The following is a 25,443-nucleotide window of genomic DNA, read 5'->3' on the forward strand; positions in this document are numbered from 1 at the left end:
TCTGAACTAAAAAAAGGCTGTCTAACGAGACAACCTTTGGGTAAACTTTTTTAACTAAAGCATGCGTTTGTTACATTAGAAACTCTATATTTCTAAAATATCAATGATGCTATATTAATAAATTGATAAGATCAAAACACTGAAAACAAATTATCGAGGGAATAAAAATAGCATTAGTATAACGCTATTTATTCGCCTACTAAACCATCACCATCTCGATCATCCATATATTTATAGAGCCATGAATCGCGCGTAATAGGCATTTTAAAGCCAGCAGCTTTGGCTTCAGCGATCGTAACTCTTCCATTATGATTTGTATCCACTTTACTAATATCTTCATTACTATTTTTTGTTTTGTTTGCAGGCACATTGTTTGTTTTCGGTGGCGTACTGCTCGTACCTGTCGTTTTCCCTAAATTTTTGTTCACTTTATCTGGGTTCACATTGTCAAATTCATCTTTAATGGATCTGCCCTGAATTTTGTATGTGAATTTATAATGGTTAGGAATTTGCGTTTTATTATTTGGATATTGAATTACTGCTACAAAATCAGTACAACCTCCTGCATCTCGAATCACTTTTTCCATATAAGCTTGATCGCCATGCCTGTTCAGATTGCTATCCTGAGGTGTAATGTTATATGCGTTTGATACTCCCCCAAGCGAGTCAGCAATTACATGCCCTTTATCCAAGATTGGACTCTCTGTACCAGGAACATCTGCTTCATCAGAGTAATATCTACCTGATGACAAAACATGATCAGTATTCGAATTTTGAAGTGTTATCTTTTTCGCCTCAACACGAATTAACTGACCGTATTCATTTGTATACGCCCAATATTCCCTTTTTCCATATCCGACATCTACTTTGACATTCGGCTGTCTATATCCTGACATATCCCCGCCATTTACTACAATTAGGGTATATTTGCTATAATCAAATCCGTTCGTTTTACTTGTTGCCTTTGAAGTGCTAGAAGCAGGAACACTTTTGTTCGGTTCACTATCACTCTTTGGTTTCTCTGTGTCATCGGCAGATGTATTCTTATTCGCTTCAACAGTCTTAGAAGCCGTGCTCGTTATTGATTGCACTTTTTTTGCCGAAGTCTGTTCAGTGATTTTTCCGCAACCTGCAAATACAGATAGTAAAATCACTGTAAATAAAATCAAAATTAATCTTTTGCTCACACTTCGCACACCTTTCTCATGTTTCTACTCTAAAAAATCATATTTTAACGATAACACATTTTGGCCTTTTGTTGGAAAATACCTATTATTGGTATTGAATCCTTAAGCAACTATCTCGCCATTTAGCTGGATAAAAAAACGATCCCAATTGAGATTGGATATAATGGTCAATTAGTAGCCCTTCCGATGGATATCTCAGAATTGAAAGCTGTCACACAAATGATTTGGCATAAAGATAAGTGGATTTCCCCTGCACTTGATTCATTTCTAGCTACTGTACGTGAGTTGTTCTCTCACCAGATTTAAGCTGAGATTAAAAACTAAAACAGTTAAAAAATAAAAAAGTAAACAAAAATAACTTAATAAGACGAATCCATATTTATTGGTTCGTCTCTATCAACTTCAAATTATATTTTAACTCTCTATTTTTACATTTATATATGTTTGGTTCTTATGTTACCTATAGGTACCTAAGGTACCTATAGGTACCTAAGGTACCTATAGGTTTCTATCGTACTTAAAAGTACGTTCTTTTTTTTATTTTTACTTTATTTAATAATAGCAATTGTAGAGAAGAGGTTACTTATAAACATCAAATTATAAGCGAGGCTCTTTTCTTTAAAAAAATTAATTACTTATCTTCATGTTATTCATGAAGACCTGTATATATAGGAGGATTTTCATGAAAGAGAAAAACTTGTTTCAAGGAAAATTAGGTTTTGGTACTGCTCCATTAGGAAATATGTTCCGTAACATCCCAGAAGAAGAAGCAATCGCAACGGTTGATGCTGCATGGAATAATGGCATACGTTACTTTGACTCTGCTCCATTTTATGGTGCTGGTCTTGCTGAAATCCGTTTAGGAGAAGCATTATCAAAATACAATCGTGATGAATTTGTACTAAGTACGAAAATTGGTCGTTTAATTCTTGATGAACTAGAAGATCCTACTGCACGTGACTTAGGAGAAAAAGGCGGTCTATTTGAATTCGGACGTAAGAATAAGCTCGTGAACGATTATAGTGCTGACGCAACATTACGATCAATCGAAGATAGTTTAAATCGTTTGAAAACTGATCGTTTAGACATTGTCTATGTTCATGATATTGCTCAAGACTTTTATGGTGACGAGTGGTTAGCGCAGTTTGAAATTGCTCGTACTGGAGCATTCCGCGTCCTTTCTCAATTACGAGAAGAAGGTGTTATTAAAGCTTGGGGACTTGGCGTAAATAAAGTAGAACCTATCGAAATTGCATTAGAATTAGGTGAACACAAACCTGATGTTAGTTTATTGGCTGGACGTTATACACTTCTTGATCATGATCGTGCACTTCATCGATTAATGCCAGAAGCTGCTAAACAAAATGTTGATATTATCGTTGGTGGTCCTTACAGCTCAGGTATTTTAGCTGGTGGAACTCACTTCGAATATCAAAAAGCATCTCCTGAAATTATCGCAAAGGTTGAGAAAATTAAAGGCATTGCACAACGACATGGTATTAGTATAAAAGCTGCAGCCCTTCAATTTTCACTAGCAAATCCAGCAGTTGCATCAGTAATCCCAGGTGCAAGTAAACCAGAACGTATAGCTGAAGACAAAGCTGCATTAAATGAAGTAATTCCAGCTGCATTCTGGCATGAAATGCGCGAACAAAAATTAGTGGCTGAAAATGCTCCACTACCAATTGACGTTAAATAACGCAAGAATTAACACTTAAATAACTACAACAGGAGTGATTACAATGACAAATACAAAAGTTACTATGGAAATCCCTGCTTCAGCAACACAAGTTTGGAATTTAATTGGCGGATTTAATGCATTACCAGATTGGTTACCATATATCCCAACTAGTGAACTAAGTGAAGGTGGTCGTGTTCGTAGTTTAGCGAACCCAGATGGCAATGCAATTATTGAACGCCTAGAAGCATTCAATGAAAAAGAGCGTTTATATACCTACTCGATTATGAAGGCACCATTCCCAGTGACTAACTATCTATCAACTATACAAGTTTTTGAACACTCAGATAAAAATAAATCAATTGTTGAGTGGTCAGGTAGTTTTACACCTGTGAGTGTAAGTGATGAAGAGGTCATCGATTTATTCCATGGTATATATAAAGATGGATTGGAAGCATTGAATAAAGCTTTTAATGCATAAGTATAGAAGTTAGTTCAAATATTTTTAAAAAAGCAAAGGGAAGTTCTAGACTGCACCCCTTATTTAAGAATATTTTATTAGGTTTATTTACTCTGGTTTTTTAGAATTAATTAGGTAATTATGTGTACGTTAAGCTTATTCGACTATACAGCAATTTAAATAAAATAGAGGATGATCCTGTGATCATCCTCTATTTGTTGTTTAACTAGACCAGCTAATAGTTGTATAAGAAAATTCTATTTTATTAGTTGATTTTTTAATTCTTCTAACTTGATTTTGATAAATGGATTTGTATCTTCAGGCAGTTCGTTTAAAGCAAAAATTTGTGCTTCGATTCCTTGATTTTGGTCAGGGGTTATATGTCCTTCAAATTCCGTACACAAATAACCAATCGCAACAGTTTGATACTCATCTCCACTTTCCTCTACACGATTAATTAATTCTGTTCCCGAATAAACACCAAATAAAGTTAACTTCTTAATTGTTAGCCCAATATCACGAAGGACGTTGCGTTTAAGACATTCTTCAACTGATTCGTTTAACTGTAAGATATCACCTGGAATATTCCAAATTCCTCCTATGTATCGATAAAGTAAAATCTCTCCGTTTTGATTCAGAATTGCTACACTTGGTCGGACAATAATTAAAGGATCATTCCCAATCTTCTCTCTCATCGCATCACAATAATTCATATTAGCCTCCAATTTGGGTAATAAACTTCGTAACGTTCGCTAAACAACAACTACCTTGAGGATTATTGACTTCACAACCACAACGATTTGCCTTTATATTTTCTCGAATGTGCTCAATTGGATTCTGTGTTTCTTTGTTTTCAACAAATTGTTGAATTTTTTCTTTTGTCCAATCAAAACAGTAGCAAACAGGAGCTTCAGATGAAGACTCTTTTTGAAAAACAGGCACCTATATTTCAGATGTAGCGTATGATTTTTGTTCCGAATCATAATAAACGATTTCACAATAAGCAGTTGGACAAAAATAATGATCTAAATCTGCATTTAATAACTCTAAGGATGATGGTTTTAACAGTGATTTTAGTGTAATTTTTTTAATCTTTTTACCAGCTACACCACAAGCCGAACAAGTTTGAATCTTCTCAGATACCGTATTATTTGTTATACAACAATCGCTCATAATTTATTTCTCCTTAGAAGCAATTTCATATCAAAATTATATCATTTCTTATTCAACTATACTGCCATTTAGTCCAATAAAAACGAACGTTGAAGCAGTCGATCATTATTCAGCTAATTACATAAGACTAACTAATTTATAAGATCAATCTAAAAATTTAATTAGAAATATTAATGAGGTTAGTATCAACAAAAAAACAGCTAATACTTTTAGTGGAAATAGAGATTGTGGCAGAAAAATATCACCTATAAATTTAAAAACAAAGCCAAGTTTATTATTATAATAATTACTTTTATATTCCTTCCATAAATTAATAGTTATTAAACAAAATATAAAACAACCAAAAATAAAAAATACTAATGCAAGAATTAAGTTAATATAAGAATGATGCAACATATTTTACCTCTAAGAATCTATTTAGATTTTTTTTACTCGATATACAACTACTTATTCCCCAAAGAAATAGAAAAACAAAGCTAAAGGATATATACATATGTATACCCAAGTTCCTATTATCAAAAGAAATTAAAACATACTTTATCTTTTCTATTCAGTATTACATTTAAAATAGCCATAATTACCACTACTATAAATAAAGGTGCCACTGCTAATTTAGAGAAAAGTTCTGGAAAGGAAATTTTCATTAATTCATCATCCATACTTCTCCCCTAACTTAAGCCTAATATAGCATAACTATCTAATTTTTTGTTCAACTAAACTGCCATTTTGTTGATTAAAAAAATCGACTAAATAGCCGATTAAGTTGTTCAACTAATGCATGCGTTAGTTGAACAAAACGTAGGAGCTGATGGAACAACCCCTATTTAATTATTCGTTACCTAAAATGTTATATTAGTCAATAAATTGTATCAATAGCTGGTTAAACTTGTCACGTTCTTCCCAAAATGAACCATGACCGCTGTATTGAAATGGTACAAGTTGTGAATTTTTTATTAAATTATTTGTTTCCTGTGCTTTAGTAAACGGAACGATTTTATCATGTATGCCATGAATAATTAGTGTAGGCACTAATATTTTATCAAGATCATTGTACACGTTCTCATCTCTTAATGTACTCATGATTGCAGTGGTCGACCAACTAGCTGCTTGTAATCCCAACTGAAATATCCAGTCCGAGAATGGGCCGGATATTTTCTGGAAGAAAAAGAGATCTGTTACCCCCTGCAACATTTTAGGGCGATCATTAAGGGATTCTGTAATGAAATTATTTGCAATTTCTTTCTCAACACTAGTCGGAGATGCAGCGCCTATAAGAACAAGTTTGGAAACTCCATAACCTTGATACCGAGCCATATATCGAATCGAAATTGCTCCTCCAGTTGAGTGTCCTGCTAATGTGAAATCTTTTAACTGCAACGACGCTATTACTATACTTATATCATCTGCCAATCTGTCAAAATTGTAGCCACCAAAAGGTTTATCCGAATTACCGTATCCCCTCCAGTCAACGCCTATACATCGATATCCCATTGCTGGAAGAACATTAAACTGATATTCAAACTGCTTATGGTTTAAAGGCCACCCATGTATAAAGAGAATTGTTTTATTCCCCTTCGGATTTACATCCTCTACATAAATATTTACACCTGGTTCTACAGTAATATAGTATCCCACACAGATTCCTCCGATTAGTAAAGTTGGTCTCTGCAATAAGATACTCACATAGGAAAACATATATTACTAGTTGAAAATCCTTTTAATTCAAAAAAGATTGTTAAACCAGAGCATGTGTTCGCATTATAAGCTCATCCAGTTTTTAAAATGTACCCTTTATAAAGGACGATAAAAAAGGTTATGCCACACAAAGAAGATGATTTCTGTATTCTACAGGGCTCATCTTCTTTAAATTCCATTGATATCTACAATTGTTATAGTAGGTCATATAACTTCTTATTTCCTTCTTTAGTTCTTCTAAAGTATTACACCGTTTTATATTTACCTCATCTTTGAAATGACCAAAAAAAGACTCTTGAAGAGTGTTATCCCAACGATTTCCTCTCCTAGACATTGATTGTTTTAACCCTAATTTTTTAACTTTTTTCTGAAAAGTAGGGCTGGTATAATGTAAGCCTTGATTTATCATATTTTTAAACTTAAATTTTTCGATCACTGAGCGAATTAAAAGAAATTTTTGTTCAGCAGGTACTTTTACTCTATTACCTTCATCCCCCTTTCCAGCATGTCTAGCTTTTTTAGTAATTCATTTTCAGCTTTTAACAGTTGGATTTGAGCTTCTAATTTAGCGTTTTTTTCTTCTAAAGTGAGCTCTTTATTAGTTGGTCTCTCAGAGTTGTCTTTACGTGAATCACGAAGTCCAAGAACTCCCGAATCATTATAAGATGTACGCCATCTATTGGCAGCCCTATTAATTCTAGTAATACCACTGATTTCAACGTCAAATCCATTTTCCTCAAAGATCTGTCTCGGCAATTTTCCATTTTTATTTTCAGTTACAAAAATCCTTTTAAACTCATCTGAGTATGTAATACTTTTTGAACTTACAGCTTTAACGTTTGGAGTTTTACTTAATATATTTATTTCCTTATTAGAAAAGAGCTTTTTTGACATATGATATTTTCCCCGATTTTCTATTTTTCTTCATTATATAAAAAGTACCCCATAGAAGTGACCTTTTTCAAGTGTCTACTCTATAGGGTACTTTTTAACTTAGAATCTGACTTTTTTGATGATATTTTCATTTTATTAGTATAAAACCTTTGATATTTTTTGGGATAAATATTCGATTCTAGGCATTATAAGGGAATCATCTACGGTTGAAAGTCTTTCCGAATTAAACAGTTGTAATTTCCTTAGTTCATAAAAATCGAAAAGAACTTGTTCAATCGTTAATTGGTTTTTCATTAAATATTTAAGATCAAGTATTGAAAACAACATCTGATCCTGTAATATCAAAAGTCTACCATTGATTTGATTAAAGACACCCTTTGCCATTCCTTCGTTATAAAAACTAAGTAATTGTTTTTCACGGAATTGTACCATCTCCCATAGTTTATCGTACATTAAGGGATATGTGTTCTGAAGTTCTTTTAGAAAATCATCAGTGATAAAAAGTGCAAGTGAAACAGACTGCTCAAAAATTTCTTGAAATTTTGAGGCAAATAAATTGTCCTCTTTCGGCATAACTGTTGTCATATCTTTAATGTACTGCACGAAACCGTCAGAAACTCTATGGAATAAATCTTCCTTTGTAGGAAAATATTTATACAATGTTGCTCTGCTAATCCCAACGATTTTCGCAATTTCATCCATTTTTAATGTCTGAAACCCATTAGTTCGAATAGTAGGCATCAGCTTTAAGATAATGTCTCCTTGTTTTTGTTTGAATTTATCAGTTACTTTATTTTCATCGGTCACCTTGTTTCCACCTCGTTGTGAGTATTATATCAAAAATCATATACAAGTAATACGATAAAGATAAAATAGACAAAAAACATATTTTTTGTATACTTTGTAAATAGGGTGTGATACTCTTACATAGAAGTTAATCTCATTTGAAAGAGAGGATACAAAAATGAAAACTAGAAAATTAGGAAATAGTGATTTAGAGGTTTCATCGATTGGACTTGGTCTAATGGGAATGTCTCCAGGAATTTACGGTACGATAAATGACGATGAGTCAATTAAAACGATTCATCGTGCGATGGATCTTGGTGTCACTTTATTTGACAGTGCCGACACTTATGGAAATGGACATAATGAAGAATTGCTTGGTAAAGCATTAGTAGGTCGACGTGATAAGGCAATTGTCGCAACCAAATTTACGTTCGGACCTAATTGGGAGTTCATTGGTGGACATCCAGATTACGTAAAAAAAGCAATTGATGAGAGCCTTCGACGTTTGGGTCTTGACTATATTGACTTGTATTATCAACACCGAGTTGATCCGAATGTACCAATTGAAGAAACAGTTGGCGCAATGGCTGATTTAGTCAAGGCAGGGAAAGTTCGTTATCTTGGTCTTTCAGAAGCAGGAGCAGACATCATTCGTCGTGCAAATGCAGTTCATCCAATTGCTGCATTACAAACGGAATACTCGCTTTGGAGCCGTGATATTGAAGATGAGATACTTCCAACTGTTAGAGAACTTGGGATAACTCACGTTGCATACAGTCCTTTAAGCAGAGGTTTTATTTCAGGAGAATTAAGAAAATTTGAGGATCTTGAACCTAATGATATCCGCAGAAATTTACCTCGATTCCAGGGAGAAAACTTCCAAAAAAACGTTGATATCGTTGATAAACTTAGTGAGGTTGCAAGCGAAAAGAACGTAACAGTTTCCCAACTAGCAATCGCTTGGACAATTACAAAAGGTGCGTTGCCAATTCCAGGTACTAAACGAGTAAAATATCTGGAAGAAAATGTTGAGGCACTTAATATAGAGCTTACTGAAGAGGATTTAAACCACCTTGAAGAAGTTAGCCCTGAGAACTCGGTTCAAGGTGGACGTTACTGACTTTGATCTGATCAAGCTAAAACAATATTTTTAATAATAATAACGCCTCGTATCTTTGTATATACGAGGCGTTCATTGTATATAGGGGTATTGTGATAAATCCTTATTCAACGATATTGAACTAAAGCATACGATGGTTCTATATATTTTCGTATTAGGCGAAAAAAATATACATTGGTTTTTTAATTTAATATATTGTACTAAGTTATCTTTTTCGCCAAATGCCACCTAAGAGAAACTCTTTTCCTAGAGTTCTCTCTTTTTTTATTTTTAAAGATTATGCAACTAACGCACTGCTTTAGTTGCATAAGGAAAAAGTTATCTCCACTTATCAGAATGCCAATAATCTGGCTTTCCAAAAAGCAATGAACTTTCAATAGTTTCTTTATACTGGTCCCAATCAAAATAAAAAGGTCCTATTCCGTAATAATTTTCTAATTTACTACTCCAATCTTCAAGAGTATTTTCATAACCTAATTTATACCAAATAATTATATTGTCATCTTTCGAACTCCGTTTAATTTTTAACGAAACAGCACCACAGCCTAAGTCAGAACAAGGACAAATATATATTGAATTTCGATTATTCTTATCAAAATCTGATTTTACTTTTAATAATAATCTATCTATTTGTTTTTGTTGAAACTCTTTTGGACCCCATCCTAAGCAAGAAACATATTCCTTATCTTTAAATTCCTTGAAATTAATTAATGGTATTCCATCAATTAAAAAATTAGCAAAAACTATTTTACCAGGATAACCCTCGTGTATTTTTTTTTCTATACTTAACTTAGATATCTTTGACACATAATCATCCCCCAATAATTACTATTACTTAAATCCTCTTTTAAATTAGAGTAGCAAAGGTAACTTTAAATTTACAGTCCTTATGCAATTAAATTGCCAATTGGCTGCATAAGAAAATCAACAATATATCTAACAGACCTAATAAAAAAAACCTAAAGATTCTTTAGGATAGTTAAAAATATATGAAAATTAAATAGCTACTCAAATTTCAAAAAGAGTGATAAAGAAATCTGGGGCAACTTCAATTTTGTTTTTATATTTAAAGCCAAAATTTTTATATAAGTTAATTGCTGGATAATTCTCTGATCCCGTTGAAACGATTACTTTTTTTGTTTTGGCAATATTATTTAAAAAATTACCTACTAATTTTTTAGCAATACCTTGCTTAAAGTAATTAGGATGTACGACCAATCTGCATATTTGATATTCATCCTCGTTTTCTGAATAAGCTAAGAATCCCATTAATTCATTCTGATCCATATAACCAATAAAGATCTCGTTTGAGTCTATAATGCTCAGTGCATTATCTTTTAATTGAGGGATTCCTTCAAAATTAATTAACTTTGCCTCTACTTTATATGCCGGTAGTTGTACCTTTAAAATTAAATTTGCTATCTTACTGTGTTTATTATTTAATTTAGTGATCAAAAAATTTCTCCCCAAATGAGTTCTATTACAGCCCTTTTGACAAACCATTTAAAATATAAAAATTAAATAGTTCAGTGATTTTTTTAGGAGTAAGTGCATCATGTTCCTTCTCCCAATCAATTTTTAATGTTGTATAAAGTCGAAACATTACCATAGCAGTTATTTCAGGATCACATTCAACGATTTCTTTCTTGGTGATTGCTTCTTCAATTTTCTTTTGTATGTATAATATAATTGAATTATTCAAGCGTTTTAAAGCGTCATACACAGCAATTGTTCCAAATTCTTTTTGTTCTTGAAGTAATTTTATTGTTAATTCATGTTCATTATGAAATGCAATGAAAACTTCAATTCCTTTATGAGCCTTTTCAATGAATGAATCTTCATCACGAATTGATTGTTCAGCTAAAAATTTCATTTCATTAATCAAGTTATTGATGATTTCATCAAACAATTCTTCTTTATTTTTGAAAAAAGTATAGATCGTTCCTTTTCCTACATTTGCTTGTTTTGCAATCTGACTCATTGTCGTTGCTTTATACCCAAATATGGTAAATGACTTTGTGGCAGCTTCTAAAATATTTTGCTTTTTCAAAAAAACTCACCTCAAATTCTATTTTAAACCAATGGCCAATACGGTTTTTTGGTCAATATAAAAATCACTTTATCATAATGTTTATTCTATATCAATCGAGTTGTTAAACAATTCAAAATAGAACTAAAAAGAAGAAGCAAAAGCTTCTTCCTTTTAGTAAGTAGATTAACGGTTAGGTTTTGTCGCATCTTTTACATCATTTTTTACATTACGATACATATGTTTAACATTTTCTTTTGTATCGTATAATACATTCTTTGTAGCATTCGGGACGTTATTTAAATTGTTTCTAATTGTCCCATCGAAAGTTATATAGACTTTTTTACCACTTGTATATGGTGATAATGCGTCTTTAATTTTTGAGCGAGTTGCGCTCTCATCAACATTTTCATTTACTAAATCTACTGCGACAAGTACCTGGTCACCAACAGCAACCGTGTTTGCGTCGGCTACATTTGACATTTGTTCTACTCGTTTAGAAATCTGGTCTGCAAACTTTCGCTCACCAGTTGTCATATTAGCGTTTGTACTAATATTTGTATAAGGTACAACAGGAGCTGTATTTAAATCGTTATTATAACGTACTTGATCCATATTGTAGTTTCTATTCGTATAATTGACATTTCTTCCATAAGTTCCATTATGGATTAAACCATCATTCGAATATTCACTACTTAAGCCTTCATTTATTCGATCATTTCCATAGTGAACGTTTTTCTTATTGAAATAATCTTTGTTATTTGGATAGTTAACGTTTTCATAACGATAATTAACCGCATAAGGGTTAGTCGGTCTATTGAAATCAACTTTTTCATAACCAACGTTTCTTTTGTGGTCATTCATGGCATTATTGTTTGTTCCACAAGCAGCTAATGATAAAGCTGTTAACACGGTACCTGTAGCAACGATAAGACCCTTTTTATTCAATATAAAACCCTCCCTTTAATTACAGCTAATTGTAATACTAAAATTGTATTACAAAGTTAGGATGACCTTTTTAGGGAGTTTTTAAATTGTTAATTGATGGGATGAAACTCATAATAAGTAAAAAACTGCTTCATTGTATTTAGCTACTGAATTATTGGGAAAATAAAAAAAGAGGCATATCCTACTACCATGATTCTTCTTAATATGTAAAAAAAGACGATTAAAAATAAATCGTCTTTTCAAGGTAACTTTTTTAATTTTCATCTTCCTCAAAATATGGAACTCCGTATGAAGACTGATTATGAGCATAAGGAGTAAATAATTGCGAATTTGGATCAAAATAAGGCTCTGATGAATCACGATACATAGGTGTATTTGGTCCAGTAGCATACGGTGAAACAACTGGCCCATTACCTTGGAATTTTGGATAGTCCATAGCTGGTAGTGTTGCTGGGAAGTTCGAGTTTGGTCCCATATATGCTGGCATTGTTGCTGGGAAGTTTGCGTTTGGTCCCATATATGCTGGCATTGTTGCTGGGAAGTTTGCGTTTGGTCCCATATACGCTGGCATTGTTGCTGGGAAGTTTGCGTTTGGTCCCATATATGCTGGCATTGTTGCTGGGAAGTTTTCATTTGGTCCCATATACGCTGGCATTGTTGCTGGGAAGTTTGCGTTTGGTCCCATATATGCTGGCATTGTTGCTGGGAAGTTTTCATTCGGTCCCATGTATGCTGGCATTGTTGCTGGGAAGTTTTCATTCGGTCCCATATATGCTGGCATTGTTTGTGGGAAATTCGGATTCGGCCCCATGTATGCTGGTAATGTTTGCGCATTATTTACTGGGAACGGTGCAGGCATTGGCATTGGCGCTGGTAGTGGTGTAGGAACTGGTGCTGGTAATGGCATTGGCGTAGCTGTTGGTGGAACTGGTACCCCACCTGTTGCGCCAGGAGCTTCTCCAGTCACTCCTGTCAACATCGGCATAGAACCAAAGCTCGGCAATGTTGGTAATGCTCCTCCTTCTCCTCTACCTGGATAATATGGATAGTTTGAATTTGGCCCCATGTATGCTGGTAATGTTTGCGGTGCATTTGGTCCCATGTACGCTGGTAATGTTTGCGGCGCATTTGGTCCCATGTATGCTGGTAGTGTTTGCGGGAAATTTTCATTTGGTCCCATATATGCTGGCATTGTTTGTGGGAAATTTTCGTTCGGTCCCATATATGCCGGTAATGTTTGTGGTGCATTTGGTCCCATATACGCTGGTAATGTTTGTGCTGCGTTTGGATTTGGTCCCATATACGCCGGTAATGTTTGTGCCGCATTTGGATTTGGTCCCATATATGCCGGTAATGTTTGTGCCGCATTTGGTCCCATATATGCTGGCAATGTTTGTGGTGCATTTGGTCCCATATACGCTGGTAATGTTTGTGGTGCATTTGGTCCCATATATGCTGGCAATGTTTGCGGTGCATTTGGTCCCATATATGCTGGCAATGTTTGAGCTTTATTCGTAGCTACCGGTGAAACTTGCGCATTCGGCTTTCCTGTTGCTACTGGTGATACTTGCATATTTGGTTTTCCTGTTGCCACTGGCGATACTTGCATATTTGGTTTTCCTGTTGCCACTGGCGATACTTGAACATTTGGCTTTCCTGTTGCCGCTGGTGATACTTGCATATTCGGTTTTCCTGTTGCTGCTGGTGATACTTGCATATTCGGTTTTCCAGTCGCTATTGGTGATACTTGTTGGTTAGGCTTTCCTGTTGCTACTGGTGATACTTGAACATTAGGTTTTCCTGTTGCTACTGGTGATACTTGTTGATTCGGCTTCCCAATTGTTACAGGCGATACTTGTTGATTTGGTTTTCCTGTTGCTACTGGTGACACTTGTTGATTTGGTTTTCCTGTTTCCACAGGCGATACTTGCGAATTCGGATTTGGTGTTGTTGGAGAAACCAATGATCCTGGGAAGTAGTTCTTTTTCTCTGACATGCTTTGTCCTCCCTTGGTATTCACATTTGATTTATTTACATTTATAGGATTTTTAACTGCCACTGGCGAAACAACTTGCGGTATGTTCGCATTTGATTTCCCAGTTTGAACAGGAGATACTTGTTGATTCGCATTATTTGTCACAGGTGATACAGTCGGTTTTGCAGGTGGAATCGGTACCTGAATGACAGGTTTTACTGCCTTTGATACCTCTACATTAATATTATAATTATTTTCAGCTGGCTTAGCATTCGGTTGGACAGCAGGTTTTGGTTGTTCAACTGTAGGTTGCACAACAGCAGGCTGAGTTACATTTTGAGTTTGTTCTGCTTCTACCTCCAAATTAACACTTTGTTTAGGTTCTTTAGAAAGCTTTACCTCCTTTTGAGAACCTAAAGGAGCTGGTTTTTCGCTCCTTTCTGGCACTTTTATTTTCATGCCAGGATAGATCATATCTGGATTACTTAGTTGGGCATTTAATTTAACTAACTCTTCATAGTCAATATTATATTTTTGAGCAATGCTCTTAAGGGTATCGCCCTTTAGAACTATGTGAATTCTCACCTTTTCCCCTCCTGACCAATTGCCTCTACGTTGGATTGTACATTAGTACCTCACAACAATGTATGTCTGAATATTTATATTTATGATAGGAGGAAATGTAAATTGCATGAGTATGCTCGTATAAATATTTACTTTTTTCTTGCTTTTTTTATAAAGAAAAATCGCCAATTGGCGAGCCTTTAGGCGAAGATAGCGGTTTAGTTGCCCAAATACTTAAGCATACAATTGGTAAAACGTCGATTTTTCTTTACCGCTATTTATTTAACTTTTTTAATTTGCAAAAAAAGATCATTTAGCTCAAATGAACTAAATGATCTTTACTTGATTGAAACTAATTATTATTTAAGCAAGCTCAAGCATTTTATCTAATGCTTTAATTGCATCTTTAGCAGTTTGTTTATCTACTTTAATAATATTTTGAATCGTACCTTTTTCGATATTTTCTAATGACCATAATAAATGTGGTAAGTCAATTCGATTCATCGTTAAGCAAGGACACATAAATGGATTTAAAGAAATAATTTCTTTATCTGGATGATTTTTTATTATTCTTTGTACTAAATTCATTTCAGTTCCAATCGCCCATTTACTTCCAGCAGGAGCTGCCTCAATTTGGTCAATAATATATTTTGTTGATCCATTATCATCACTTGCTGCTACTACTTCTCTAGAGCACTCAGGATGCACAATAATTCTCATATCAGGATGATTCTTTCGCACATTCTCAATATTTTTAACGGTAAAGTTCTCATGAACCGAGCAGTGACCTTTCCATAAGATAACTTTGATGTTATTAATATCACCCTCATATTCTAAAGTGTCATTTATCGGATTCCAAATCGCCATATGCTCTAATGGTATGCCTAATTCAAACGCAGTATTTCGGCCTAAATGTTGATCAGGTAAAAATAATATACGCTCTTTTTGAGTAAATGCCCAAGAAACAACCTTTTTAGCATTAGAAGATGTTACAGTTGCACCATCATTTCGGCCAACAAACGCTTTAATTGCAGCAGTTGAATTAACATATGTTAGCGGTAAAATTGTGTCTCCGAACAGCTTTTGTAATTCTACCCATGCACGATCAGTTTGATGATGATCGGCCATATCTGCCATTGAACAGCCCGCTCTCATATCCGGTAAGATAACAACTTGTTCTTCTTCAGTTAAAATATCTGCTGTCTCTGCCATAAAATGAACACCACAGAAAACAATATATTTTGCTTTTTTATTATTAGCTGCCACTTGTGCTAATTGAAGAGAGTCACCAGTTGAATCTGAAAAAACGACAACTTCTTCTTTTTGATAATGATGACCAGGAATGAAAAGTTCTTCACCTAATCTCTCTTTAATTGCTCTTACTCTTTTTTCCATTTCCTCTGTTGATAATTTATAGTACTCATCAGGAATTTGATATCCCTCATTTTTTTGAATCATATCTAAAACGTTCATTATCCCCACTCCAATCCCTTTTCTATTATAAATAGAAGCTTATATCTAATGCTTTTGCTGAATGTGTTAAACAACCTAAAGAAATAACATTTACACCACAATTTTGAAAACTAGCTAAATTTTCTAACGTTATTCCACCTGATGCTTCTGTTACAATTGACTCTGGTACAAGCTTAACAAATTCTTTAATTTCATCAGGAGTTCGATTATCAAACATAATTACATCCGCGCCAGCTTCAATTGCTTGAAGTACTTGATCTTTATTTTCAGTCTCAACTTCAATTTTGACCATGTGACCTAATTTATTTCGCAATGCGTCAACTGCATTTTTTATAGAACCTGCATACGCAATATGATTATCTTTTAGCATTACAGCATCGTAAAGACCGAATCGGTGATTTGCTCCTCCACCACAAGTAACTGCATATTTATCAAATAAACGTAAACCAGGCATCGTTTTTCTTGTATCTACTAATTTTATTTTTTCATCGTTGAGTGTTTCTACAGCTTGGGAAGTAAGTGTTGCAATTCCACTCATTCTTTGTAAAAGATTTAGCATAACTCGTTCCCCAGATAATAAAACTTGAACTGGTCCTTCTACTTCAGCAAGCAGTTGGCCTGCTTTAACTAACTCACCATCTTGTACATGTAGATTAACTGAAACATTATCATGAAGTAGTTTATAAGTGATCTCGATTAATTCTGTTCCAGCAATTACCCCATCTGCTTTTGCAAGAACTTTCCCAGTTGTTCGTTCATGCATAGGAAAAATATGAATGGAAGATAAATCGCCTTCTCCGATATCTTCTAATAAAAATTGCTCAATCATTTTTTTAGCTTTTAATGTATTCATTATATTCTCTCCTCAAATAGTAGCTGGTTGATCTATATATTCTATAAAATGTGAGCCGATGCTTTCTTTTCTCCCCAAAGCCGCTTCTGCAATTAATTTTCCAGTAGTTAACATATTGTATCTTTCTAACTCATCTTTGCTCATTGGTCGAGAATCTAATGTTTCAGATTCTAAGTAATAAGAAAAGTACGAGATTGCCTTCTCTAAATCTACTTCATTTCTTACTATACCGATGTATTTCATCATTTTTTCTTTAATTTCGTCCTTTGTTGGTAAGGATCTATGTCGTGGAATCATGTATTTTTGTTCATTCGCATTAGTAAAAGTAGTAGGAAGGTTAGCAATAAACTTAGCAACTTTTTTCCCAAACACAATCCCTTCTAATAAGGAGTTACTAGCAAGTCGATTTGCACCGTGTACACCTGTACAAGCCACTTCACCCACCGCATACAATCCAGGAATTGTTGTTTCTCCGTTTGTAGATGTCTTTACTCCACCCATATGGAAATGTGCACCTGGAACAACGGGAATTAAACCTTTTCTCAAATCAATTCCATTATTAATAAGATTTGATGTAATTGTCGGGAAACGTTTTTCAAATCCATTAATCATTTCGATTGATAAATAAATTTCTTCTCCATTTTGCATTTCGTTAAATATCGCCCTACTAACAACATCTCTAGGTGCTAAATCTTCAAAAGGATGTAATCCTTTCATAATGCGACGGCCAGATTTAGTGACTAAGTAAGCTCCTTCTCCTCTAACAGCTTCTGACACAAGTCCTTTACATGCCCCGTGAATATAAAGCATCGTAGGGTGGAATTGAATAAATTCAAGATCTGCCATCTCGCATCCAGCTCGATAAGCCATCGCAATTCCATCCCCTGTTATGGACTTATTATTAGAACTAAATTGATACATTGCCCCAATACCACCTGTAGCAAGTAAAGTCGTGCTAGCAACGTAAGAAATTATTTCACCAGCTTCGTTAAGAGTAAAGACGCCTTTGCATTTTCCATCTTGAATCATTAAATCAATTGCCATTTCATCTTCAATGATCGTTATTTTATCTTTTATCCGCTCATAAACCGTTTCTACTAGGTGCTTTCCTGTAGCATCTCCACCAGCATGTAAAATTCTATTTTTACGATGCGCTCCTTCTCTACCGAGATGAAACTGGCCAGTCTCATCTTTATCAAATTCCATACCAATAGAAACAAGATCTTTCATAGACATTGTTCCATTTTTAACAAGCTCTTCTACAGCTTCTATATTATTTACATTACAACCAGCAATGAGTGTATCTTGTTTATGAATTTCCCATGAATCGTCTTCTGACATGACTGCAGCAATTCCACCTTGTGCGAGCATAGAATTACTGTCCCAAACTTTCTTCTTTGTGAATAGAATCACATTTTTAGACTGACAAATTTCCTCAGCAGCCATTAAAGCAGCTATTCCACTGCCAATAATGACAACATCTGCATTTCGCATAGTTGCCCTCCTCCATTTTCAGTACATCAATTTAACTTTTTATCATACAGATTAAAAAGCTGTCTTGACACCTATATTTACATATATTTAAACTAATGACAAGAAATATTTTTTTAATGTAAATAAAAGGAGGCTTCAAATTGATTTATTTAGACTATGCTGCTACAACTCCAATGAGTGATGAAGCACTGGAGACATTTGTAACTGCCTCTAAAAATTACTTTGGAAATGAGCGAAGCTTGCATGATATTGGCTCAAATGCATCACTACTACTCGAAGCTTGCCGCAAACAATTAGCGGAATTTATAAAGGCTAGCCCTGCATCAATATACTTCACAAGTGGCGGAACTGAATCAAATTTAATTGCAATCCAAACACTGCTCAAAAGTACAAAAAAAGTCGGAAAACATATTTTAACAACAACATTAGAGCATTCTTCAATTAGTAATTATTTACAAGTTTTGAAAGAACAAGGATATGAAATAACTTATTTACCAGTTACAAATAATGGTAATATTTCATTAGAACAAATTTCAGACGCAATTCGTGAAGATACTATTTTAGGCATTTTCCAACATGTAAATTCTGAAATAGGTGCAATTCAACCTATAGACGAAATCGCTAATTTATTTAAACGCTCAAATATTTTACTTCATTGTGACTGTGTACAATCATTTGGAAAACTAGAAATTGATGTATCAAATTCAGAAATTTCTAGTTTAAGTATTTCAAGCCATAAATTATATGGCCCAAAAGGTGTAGGAGCTCTTTATTTAAATCCTAAACTTACGTGCCAACCAATTTATCCTGGTACATCTCATGAGAGCGGAATCCGTCCAGGTACAGTTAACGTACCGGCGATCGCTTCATTTGTCACTGCAGCCGGTCATTTAATAAACAATCGATCAGAAGAGCAAGCGAGATATCACCAATTAAAGAAATTATTAAAATCTCAATTGCAAGACGTTCAACATCTTGTAAAATTTGAAGGCTCAGATGAAGAATGTATCCCAAATATAATTGGAATGAGGATCATTGGACTTGAAGGACAATTTGTTATGTTAGAATGTAATCGACATCAATTTGCCATTTCAACTGGAAGTGCTTGTGCAATAGGTATGCAAAAACCTTCAGAAACAATGCTTGCTATAGGAAGAAATCAACATGAGGCTAAACAATTTTTCAGAATTTCAATCGGAAAACTCACAGCAGAAGAAGATTTAAAGCAATTTTCGTCTGTATTAAAATTAATTATTAACCAAAATCTTTAATCGAGGAATTTAAAAATGAATAAGAAACTTTTAGGAGAAGAAAGAAGAAACAAAGTACTACAATGGCTAAAGGAATCTGAGGCACCCTTATCAGGCAATTCTTTAGCTAAAAGAGCGAATGTCAGCCGGCAAGTAGTTGTAGGTGATATTACACTATTAAAAGCGAAAAATGAGCCTATATTAGCAACTGCTCAAGGATATATTTATATTCATCCTAATAAAGAAACTCACAAAATTACAAAAGTGATTATTTGTCACCATACATCTGAAGATACCCAAAGAGAACTAGAAATTTTAGTCGATCACGGCGTAACTGTTAAAGACGTAATGGTTGAACATCCTGTCTACGGATACATCACAGCCCAATTACAAATTACAAATCGTTATGATATTAACTTATTTCTTCAAAAAATGGCAGAGACTAGGTCCGTCCCTCTGTCTAACTTAACAAACGGAACGCATCTTCATACAATTGAGGCAGAGAGTGAAAATCAGATAGAAAGTGCGATCTTACAATTGAAAAATGCAGGTTTTTTGGTAGATATGCCTTAGAGGCATTTAGGCGTAGTTGTACTAAGTAGCAGGTTCTTAGGAAATTCTGCTTCTTATTGCCTAGCTGCTACTTAGCACGACGAGTTCTGATCACTTTAGGAATTTTAGTTCATTTAAAATAGGGCGTCTTGTAAATCAGAGTCATTGACTACGAGCGTCCTTTTTTAATTGTAATAGTAGCTTGGGTGGGGGTATTTCTGCTTGGCATTTTAATTTAAAGTTAATATTTTTGATTTTTTATGATTACAAGGCAGATTTTGTGGTTTTAATTGCGATTCAATAATTATACTTGCGATTATGCCTATTTTAATTGCGATTTTCCAATTTAGTTTGCAGTTCACAGTTTATTTGCGATTGATCATCATTTAATTGCACCAAATCCACAATTATTTGCAGTCCACTTCCTCATATTTCATGCTCGATTTTCTATTCCACTATACTTCACTTTTCTATGTTACTAAAAATTCCATTTGCAGTTTCTTATTTGTAACTAAAAAAAAGAAGGTATCTTTTAAGACACCCTCTTTAATATTGAAATAATTAATCGATAAACTCGAATTCATATTCAGAAATTTTAACGATATCTCCATTTTTCGCACCGCGCTCACGTAATGCTTCATCGATACCCATACCACGCATTTGACGAGCAAATCGACGAATCGATTCTTCACGTTCAAAGTTAGTCATTTTGAATACCTTCTCAAGTTCTTCACCTTTAACGACAAACGTTCCATCACTTTCACGAGTAATTTCGAAAGATGGTGCTTCTTTTTGGTATTTATAAAGAACACGTAATGGTTTGTCTTCCTCTTCATCATGAAGTGGGAATTCTGGAGTTGTTTCAACTAAATCTGCTACAGTAAATAATAAGTCACGTAATCCTTGGCGTGTTACTGCTGAAATTGGGAAAATTTGAACCTCATCCCCAACTTGTTCTTTAAATTTAGCTAAGTTTTCTTCAGATTCTGGAATATCCATTTTATTTGCAACGACTACTTGAGGTCGTTCAGTTAAACGTAGATTGTATTCTTTAAGCTCTTGATTGATTGTTAAGTAATCTTCATAAGGATCTCTACCTTCGAGACCTGACATATCAATAACATGAACAATTACACGCGTTCTTTCGATATGACGTAGGAATTGATGTCCAAGTCCTACACCTTGATGGGCCCCTTCGATTAATCCTGGTAAATCAGCCATTACGAAACTGCGGCTATCTTCAGTTTCTACTACACCTAAGTTCGGAACAATTGTCGTAAAATGATATTCAGCGATTTTTGGTCTAGCCGAACTTACAACAGATAATAATGTTGATTTACCAACGCTTGGGAAACCAACTAATCCAACATCAGCTAAAACTTTCAGTTCTAGTTGAATGTTTCTTTCTTTACCTGGCTCACCATTTTCAGCAATTTCTGGAGCTGGATTTGCAGGAGTAGCAAATCGACTATTCCCACGGCCTCCACGGCCTCCTCTTGCAATAATAGCTGTTTGACCATCCATTGTAAGGTCGGCTATTAATTCGCCAGTATCAGCGTCTGTTACGATTGTTCCAGGTGGTACCTTTACAATCATGTCATCTGCGCCTTTACCATGTTGACTTTTTGACATACCGTGTTGACCACGGTCTGCTTTAAAATGACGTTTATAACGGAAATCCATTAATGTTCTTAATCCTTCATCTACTCTAAAAACAACATTAGCACCTTTACCACCGTCACCACCAGCTGGGCCACCTTTTGGAACATACTTCTCACGACGGAAGGCTACCATACCATTTCCGCCGTCACCACCTTTTACATATATCTTGACTTGATCAATAAACATAAATCCACCACTCTTTATTTTTCCATTTTAAATTCGATACTGCACTCATCTGTTTCACAAAAATATGACATCATTCTAATTTTCGAGCTGTCATTTGATGATGAAACAATCCACTTCAACATATCTTCTTTCTTTGTTAGTTTACCTCTGAAGTCAAAAAAGAAACTAACTGTTTTATCATTTATTTCAATTGTTAAACTAACAAAATTTTCCTCATAAATATGTACCCAAGATTCTAACTTTTCTAAAAAAATTTGAATCCATTCTGTCATCACTTGATCCAAATTTTTTAGCGAACATGGTTCACCTAAAATTTCATAATCTAGCACAATTGTACGAGGCTTCCAGTTATACGTAATAATAAATTCTGCAAACTCTGGAATTTGTAACGAACAAATTTTTGCTTCATTTAAAGAATCAGCGACTATTTTCGTCATCGTTTCTTCTAATTGTTCGGCTTGACCAGTGGCCATATATCCTTTTATTAATTGAATTCGATTTAACCAATCATGACGTGAATGTCTTAATACCTCTAGAACGTCCCATTTCTCCTGCATTGTATTTCTCCTATAGGTTTACATTTTTGGTATTTATGAAGGTAAAATTATTAAATAGACTCGGCATTTTGGTAAATCATTTTGAACGTCCCAAACTAGTGTTTAACCAGTAAAATGCCGAGTCTCGGAGCATATTGTTTGAGAGGTTGCTGTGATCAACTCTTTTTGAAGTTGAAAAGCAATTTATTAGAAATTAAGAAATTAAAATTTCTTGTGTAAAGAAAAACTCTAACCTAAAAGGTTAGAGTTTCTAAGTTAGTTTCTTAAGCTTCTTGAGCTACAGGGTATACACTTACTTGTTTGCGGTCACGGCCTAAACGTTCGAATTTAACTACGCCATCAACCTTCGCAAATAATGTGTCATCTCCACCACGACCAACGTTTACACCTGGATAAATCTTAGTGCCGCGTTGACGGTAAAGAATTGAACCACCAGTTACGAATTGTCCATCAGCACGTTTAGCGCCAAGACGTTTTGACATTGAGTCACGACCGTTTTTTGTAGAACCTACTCCCTTTTTAGAAGCAAATAACTGAAGATTTAATTTTAACATGGTTACACCTCCTGTTTTACTCGTTTATAGTGACAAAGTCACCGTAACTTGCAGCGATAGTTTGTAAAGATACGATCATCGCTTCAAGGATAAGCTGCGCTTTTTGCATATTTTCATCATTTAAATCAATTGGTAACTGATACTTCAAGATTGCTCTCTTTTCATCAATAACCGTATTTAATTCAGAAGCTATATGACAAATTGCTTCCAATGCATTAATCGTTCCGATTGAAACTGCTGAAATACCCGCACAGACAATGTCAGTACCAGAATCAGCAAAAAATGCATGTCCACTTATTTTAAAGGACCCTATACGTCCATCTTTTAAACGTTCAATTGTTATTTTAGTCATCACTTAAAATTAAGCGTTGATTTTTTCGATAACAACTTTAGTGTAAGGTTGACGATGACCTTGCTTACGACGGTAGTTCTTTTTAGATTTGTATTTGAATACAAGAATCTTTTTAGCTTTACCGTTCTTTTCAACTTTTGCAGTTACAGTAGCTCCTTCAACAGTTGGGCTACCAACTTTGATGTTTTCGCCACCTACGAATAAAACTTTGTCGAATGTTACAGTTTCACCTGCGTTAGTATCAAGTTTCTCAATGTAGATTACTTGACCTTCTTCAACTTTGATTTGTTTACCACCAGTTTCAATAATTGCGTACATAATTGCACCTCCTCAATAGTCTAAGACTCGCCAAAAGTAGGCATGCTATAAAGCAATTTAATACCCACAATGAGCGGTTGTAGCACGGGTGCGCTACAAACAATAACATTATGATGTTACCATGATGAATATCGAATGTCAATAACTTCTTTAACTATTAGCTGCTTCTAAATAAAGCTTCAGTTCATTGGTCGTACCTGTTCTAACAATTTCGTAAAATGGTGTTTTTGAAGAACTAATCTTTAAAAATATCTTTAGAAACATTGCTTTTTCTAGTCTTTGAATATGATTATTTTGCTCTCCATTCAACGCATTTGCAACTTCTTCGTTACATTCAACAAGTATTGCCTCTACATCGTTTGCTGAAAGTTCCCAAAGTGCTCTTTCTAGTTCAAAAACAGTCTGTACTGTATTTTTCACAAGTCCACTTCCGTTACACACAGGACATTTCTGATGTGTTGCTTCAATATGTGAATGTGCCGTTCTCTTTCGAGTCAACTCAAATAAGCCAAGGTCAGTAAATCCAAATAACTTCGTATATGCTCGATCACTTTTGAACGATTCCTTTAGTAGATCAAAAATACTTTTTTGTTTCTCATTAGTTTTCATATTTATAAAATCAATAATAATCATTCCGCCGATATCGCGAAGTCTTAATTGGCGGGCAATTTCAATCGCAGCAAGCTGATTCGTTTTGTATACAGTATCTTCCCGATCATTTTTCCCACCAAACTTACCAGTATTAACATCAATAACTGTCATTGCTTCTGTTTGTTCTATTATTAGAAATGAGCCATTCTTTAACCAGACTATTTGTTTAAAGGATTTTTCGATTTGATCCTCAATTTTGAATGCCTCGAATATATTTTCGACCCCTCTATAACTTGTAACTTGTATTTCGGCTGGCAAATAATTTTGGTAAGAGACTAGATCATCTATTATCAATTCACTTATCGTATCTTTAGGATGCAGTTTAAAAAATTTTGTAAATAGCGAATTTGCTTCCCATACACAAGAAATTTTTTTATAATCTTGGCTTTTTAGTGACTCATATAATGATTGAAAAGCTTTCAGTTCGCTTATTATTTCATCCGTAATTACATTTTCACAAGATGATCTAAAAATCACTCCGTCATGTTCATTTGTATACTCTCTACCTAACGAATATAATTTATTTCGTTTTGATTCTTTTTTGATCTTATTTGAAACTGCTACTTGTTTTGTAAGTGGAAAATAAACTACATAATCACCTGAAATCTCTATATTATTAGTTAACTTTGGACCCTTCTCATCAAATGCATCCTTAATGACTTGAACTAAAATATATTGACCTTTGTGGAATTTTTGTCTAATAACGGATTCGATCTTTATGTCAGATTCCTTACCTTCAATTGTATCTTCAAATCGCAAAAAACCGTTTTTATTTAAGCCTATATTTACAAAAATGGCATTCAATTTTGGCATTACTTCCTGAACTTGTCCTACATATATATTTCCTACATGCGTATTTTTATCTGCTGATGAAAACCATTCTACTAGCTGGTCATCTTCAATTACAGCAATTCTCTTCTCTGAATGTTTAACATTCATAATAACTTTCTTCAAACTCATCTTCCTAACTATGTATAGTATCTATCATTTTATTCATTTAAATAGAAAAAAGCTAGTTAATATATTCCAAAT

The 25,443-nt window shown here is 34.2% G+C and carries 24 protein-coding genes, 2 pseudogenes and 1 other annotated feature; of the genes and pseudogenes, 5 read left to right on the forward strand and 21 right to left on the reverse strand.

The genetic code is table 11. The features are described from left to right. Positions 1-188: 188 nt before the first annotated feature. Positions 189-1,196 carry a DNA/RNA non-specific endonuclease gene (locus tag ACFCYN_RS03350; protein ID WP_483867237.1) on the reverse strand — a complete coding sequence of 336 codons (1,008 nt, stop codon included), beginning with the start codon at positions 1,194-1,196 and terminating at the stop codon, positions 189-191. A gap of 673 nt (positions 1,197-1,869) precedes the next feature. On the opposite strand from ACFCYN_RS03350, the gene ACFCYN_RS03355 reads away from it, so the two are divergent. Continuing rightward, entirely contained in the window at positions 1,870-2,886 is a 1,017-nt protein-coding gene (locus ACFCYN_RS03355; protein WP_375947481.1) for an aldo/keto reductase, read from the forward strand. Positions 2,887-2,929: 43 nt separating this feature from the next. Then, positions 2,930-3,346, forward strand: a complete 417-nt coding sequence (locus tag ACFCYN_RS03360; RefSeq protein ID WP_172447387.1) for an SRPBCC family protein — start codon at positions 2,930-2,932, stop codon at positions 3,344-3,346. A 236-nt stretch (positions 3,347-3,582) separates the two neighbouring features. Here the strand turns inward: ACFCYN_RS03360 and ACFCYN_RS03365 are convergent, their stop codons facing one another. The 6 genes and pseudogenes from ACFCYN_RS03365 to ACFCYN_RS03390 all read right to left on the reverse strand — a co-directional run bounded on the left by ACFCYN_RS03365 (position 3,583) and on the right by ACFCYN_RS03390 (position 7,894). Further along, on the reverse strand, positions 3,583-4,038 hold the full coding sequence (locus ACFCYN_RS03365) for an NUDIX domain-containing protein (RefSeq protein WP_375947483.1): 456 nt from the start codon (positions 4,036-4,038) through the stop codon (positions 3,583-3,585). A gap of 1 nt (position 4,039) precedes the next feature. Continuing rightward, positions 4,040-4,498 (reverse strand): annotated as a pseudogene (locus tag ACFCYN_RS03370) (putative iron-sulfur cluster-binding metallochaperone). Between the two features lie 515 nt (positions 4,499-5,013). Continuing rightward, entirely contained in the window at positions 5,014-5,157 is a 144-nt protein-coding gene (locus tag ACFCYN_RS03375) for a hypothetical protein (RefSeq protein WP_172447384.1), read from the reverse strand. A gap of 193 nt (positions 5,158-5,350) precedes the next feature. Continuing rightward, positions 5,351-6,133, reverse strand: a complete 783-nt coding sequence (locus ACFCYN_RS03380) for an alpha/beta fold hydrolase (RefSeq protein ID WP_375947485.1) — start codon at positions 6,131-6,133, stop codon at positions 5,351-5,353. Positions 6,134-6,311: 178 nt separating this feature from the next. Then, a pseudogene (locus tag ACFCYN_RS03385) lies at positions 6,312-7,087 on the reverse strand (IS3 family transposase). Between the two features lie 135 nt (positions 7,088-7,222). Then, entirely contained in the window at positions 7,223-7,894 is a 672-nt protein-coding gene (locus tag ACFCYN_RS03390) for a TetR/AcrR family transcriptional regulator (protein WP_375947487.1), read from the reverse strand. Positions 7,895-8,051: 157 nt separating this feature from the next. Here ACFCYN_RS03390 and ACFCYN_RS03395 point away from each other — a divergent pair, with 157 nt between their 5' ends. Beyond that, a complete protein-coding gene (locus ACFCYN_RS03395) occupies positions 8,052-8,993 on the forward strand; it encodes an aldo/keto reductase (protein ID WP_375947488.1) in 942 nt (313 codons plus the stop codon). A gap of 318 nt (positions 8,994-9,311) precedes the next feature. Here the strand turns inward: ACFCYN_RS03395 and ACFCYN_RS03400 are convergent, their stop codons facing one another. The 8 genes from ACFCYN_RS03400 to nadB all read right to left on the reverse strand — a co-directional run bounded on the left by ACFCYN_RS03400 (position 9,312) and on the right by nadB (position 18,329). Next, positions 9,312-9,800, reverse strand: a complete 489-nt coding sequence (locus tag ACFCYN_RS03400) for a hypothetical protein (RefSeq protein ID WP_375947489.1) — start codon at positions 9,798-9,800, stop codon at positions 9,312-9,314. Positions 9,801-10,001: 201 nt separating this feature from the next. Beyond that, positions 10,002-10,448, reverse strand: a complete 447-nt coding sequence (locus tag ACFCYN_RS03405; protein WP_375947491.1) for a GNAT family N-acetyltransferase — start codon at positions 10,446-10,448, stop codon at positions 10,002-10,004. A gap of 25 nt (positions 10,449-10,473) precedes the next feature. After that, a complete protein-coding gene (locus ACFCYN_RS03410) occupies positions 10,474-11,043 on the reverse strand; it encodes a TetR/AcrR family transcriptional regulator (RefSeq protein ID WP_375947492.1) in 570 nt (189 codons plus the stop codon). Positions 11,044-11,208: 165 nt separating this feature from the next. After that, on the reverse strand, positions 11,209-11,970 hold the full coding sequence (locus tag ACFCYN_RS03415; protein ID WP_172447377.1) for a YhcN/YlaJ family sporulation lipoprotein: 762 nt from the start codon (positions 11,968-11,970) through the stop codon (positions 11,209-11,211). A gap of 253 nt (positions 11,971-12,223) precedes the next feature. Beyond that, positions 12,224-14,530 (reverse strand): LysM peptidoglycan-binding domain-containing protein, encoded by a 2,307-nt coding sequence (locus tag ACFCYN_RS03420; protein WP_375947495.1) that lies wholly within the window; start codon positions 14,528-14,530, stop codon positions 12,224-12,226. Positions 14,531-14,872: 342 nt separating this feature from the next. Next, positions 14,873-15,982, reverse strand: a complete 1,110-nt coding sequence (gene nadA, locus ACFCYN_RS03425) for a quinolinate synthase NadA (RefSeq protein ID WP_375947497.1) — start codon at positions 15,980-15,982, stop codon at positions 14,873-14,875. A 25-nt stretch (positions 15,983-16,007) separates the two neighbouring features. Next, positions 16,008-16,835 (reverse strand): carboxylating nicotinate-nucleotide diphosphorylase, encoded by an 828-nt coding sequence (gene nadC, locus ACFCYN_RS03430; RefSeq protein ID WP_375947499.1) that lies wholly within the window; start codon positions 16,833-16,835, stop codon positions 16,008-16,010. Between the two features lie 12 nt (positions 16,836-16,847). Further along, entirely contained in the window at positions 16,848-18,329 is a 1,482-nt protein-coding gene (gene nadB / locus ACFCYN_RS03435) for an L-aspartate oxidase (protein ID WP_375947501.1), read from the reverse strand. Positions 18,330-18,469: 140 nt separating this feature from the next. Between nadB and ACFCYN_RS03440 the strand changes: the two genes are divergently transcribed. After that, positions 18,470-19,600, forward strand: a complete 1,131-nt coding sequence (locus tag ACFCYN_RS03440; protein WP_375947503.1) for an IscS subfamily cysteine desulfurase — start codon at positions 18,470-18,472, stop codon at positions 19,598-19,600. A gap of 15 nt (positions 19,601-19,615) precedes the next feature. Then, positions 19,616-20,152 carry a transcription repressor NadR gene (locus tag ACFCYN_RS03445; protein WP_375947505.1) on the forward strand — a complete coding sequence of 179 codons (537 nt, stop codon included), beginning with the start codon at positions 19,616-19,618 and terminating at the stop codon, positions 20,150-20,152. 540 nt (positions 20,153-20,692) lie between these two features. Here ACFCYN_RS03445 and obgE read toward each other — a convergent pair. From obgE to ACFCYN_RS03475, 6 genes are all read right to left on the reverse strand, one after another. Beyond that, positions 20,693-21,979 (reverse strand): GTPase ObgE, encoded by a 1,287-nt coding sequence (obgE, locus tag ACFCYN_RS03450; protein WP_098120233.1) that lies wholly within the window; start codon positions 21,977-21,979, stop codon positions 20,693-20,695. Between the two features lie 14 nt (positions 21,980-21,993). Further along, a complete protein-coding gene (locus tag ACFCYN_RS03455; protein WP_375947508.1) occupies positions 21,994-22,536 on the reverse strand; it encodes a Spo0B C-terminal domain-containing protein in 543 nt (180 codons plus the stop codon). A gap of 263 nt (positions 22,537-22,799) precedes the next feature. Further along, positions 22,800-23,090: a 50S ribosomal protein L27 gene (rpmA, locus tag ACFCYN_RS03460; protein ID WP_025672162.1), complete on the reverse strand. Its 291-nt coding sequence runs from the start codon at positions 23,088-23,090 to the stop codon at positions 22,800-22,802. Positions 23,091-23,106: 16 nt separating this feature from the next. Beyond that, positions 23,107-23,442, reverse strand: coding sequence for a ribosomal-processing cysteine protease Prp (locus ACFCYN_RS03465; RefSeq protein ID WP_098120235.1), 336 nt, complete (start codon positions 23,440-23,442; stop codon positions 23,107-23,109). 9 nt (positions 23,443-23,451) lie between these two features. Further along, entirely contained in the window at positions 23,452-23,760 is a 309-nt protein-coding gene (rplU, locus tag ACFCYN_RS03470) for a 50S ribosomal protein L21 (RefSeq protein ID WP_098120236.1), read from the reverse strand. 13 nt (positions 23,761-23,773) lie between these two features. Further along, positions 23,774-23,849, reverse strand: a sequence feature (ribosomal protein L21 leader region). 61 nt (positions 23,850-23,910) lie between these two features. Continuing rightward, complete coding sequence (locus tag ACFCYN_RS03475) at positions 23,911-25,365, reverse strand: Rne/Rng family ribonuclease (RefSeq protein WP_375947511.1); 1,455 nt, start codon at positions 25,363-25,365, stop codon at positions 23,911-23,913. Between the last annotated feature and the right edge of the window lie 78 nt (positions 25,366-25,443).

Source organism: Gottfriedia sp. NPDC056225 (assembly GCF_042267765.1).
Lineage (GTDB): Bacteria > Bacillota > Bacilli > Bacillales > Bacillaceae_G > Gottfriedia.

Coding starts and splice junctions, on each gene's coding strand:
- ACFCYN_RS03455 (WP_375947508.1), bottom strand. CDS start 22,536: ATGCAGGAGAAATGGGACGTTCTAGAGGTATTAAGACATTCACGTCAT.
- ACFCYN_RS03360 (WP_172447387.1), top strand. CDS start 2,930: ATGACAAATACAAAAGTTACTATGGAAATCCCTGCTTCAGCAACACAA.
- ACFCYN_RS03355 (WP_375947481.1), top strand. CDS start 1,870: ATGAAAGAGAAAAACTTGTTTCAAGGAAAATTAGGTTTTGGTACTGCT.
- nadB (WP_375947501.1), bottom strand. CDS start 18,329: ATGCGAAATGCAGATGTTGTCATTATTGGCAGTGGAATAGCTGCTTTA.
- rpmA (WP_025672162.1), bottom strand. CDS start 23,090: ATGTTAAAATTAAATCTTCAGTTATTTGCTTCTAAAAAGGGAGTAGGT.
- nadC (WP_375947499.1), bottom strand. CDS start 16,835: ATGAATACATTAAAAGCTAAAAAAATGATTGAGCAATTTTTATTAGAA.
- ACFCYN_RS03365 (WP_375947483.1), bottom strand. CDS start 4,038: ATGAATTATTGTGATGCGATGAGAGAGAAGATTGGGAATGATCCTTTA.
- ACFCYN_RS03395 (WP_375947488.1), top strand. CDS start 8,052: ATGAAAACTAGAAAATTAGGAAATAGTGATTTAGAGGTTTCATCGATT.
- ACFCYN_RS03465 (WP_098120235.1), bottom strand. CDS start 23,442: ATGACTAAAATAACAATTGAACGTTTAAAAGATGGACGTATAGGGTCC.
- nadA (WP_375947497.1), bottom strand. CDS start 15,982: ATGAACGTTTTAGATATGATTCAAAAAAATGAGGGATATCAAATTCCT.
- rplU (WP_098120236.1), bottom strand. CDS start 23,760: ATGTACGCAATTATTGAAACTGGTGGTAAACAAATCAAAGTTGAAGAA.
- obgE (WP_098120233.1), bottom strand. CDS start 21,979: ATGTTTATTGATCAAGTCAAGATATATGTAAAAGGTGGTGACGGCGGA.
- ACFCYN_RS03445 (WP_375947505.1), top strand. CDS start 19,616: ATGAATAAGAAACTTTTAGGAGAAGAAAGAAGAAACAAAGTACTACAA.
- ACFCYN_RS03375 (WP_172447384.1), bottom strand. CDS start 5,157: ATGGATGATGAATTAATGAAAATTTCCTTTCCAGAACTTTTCTCTAAA.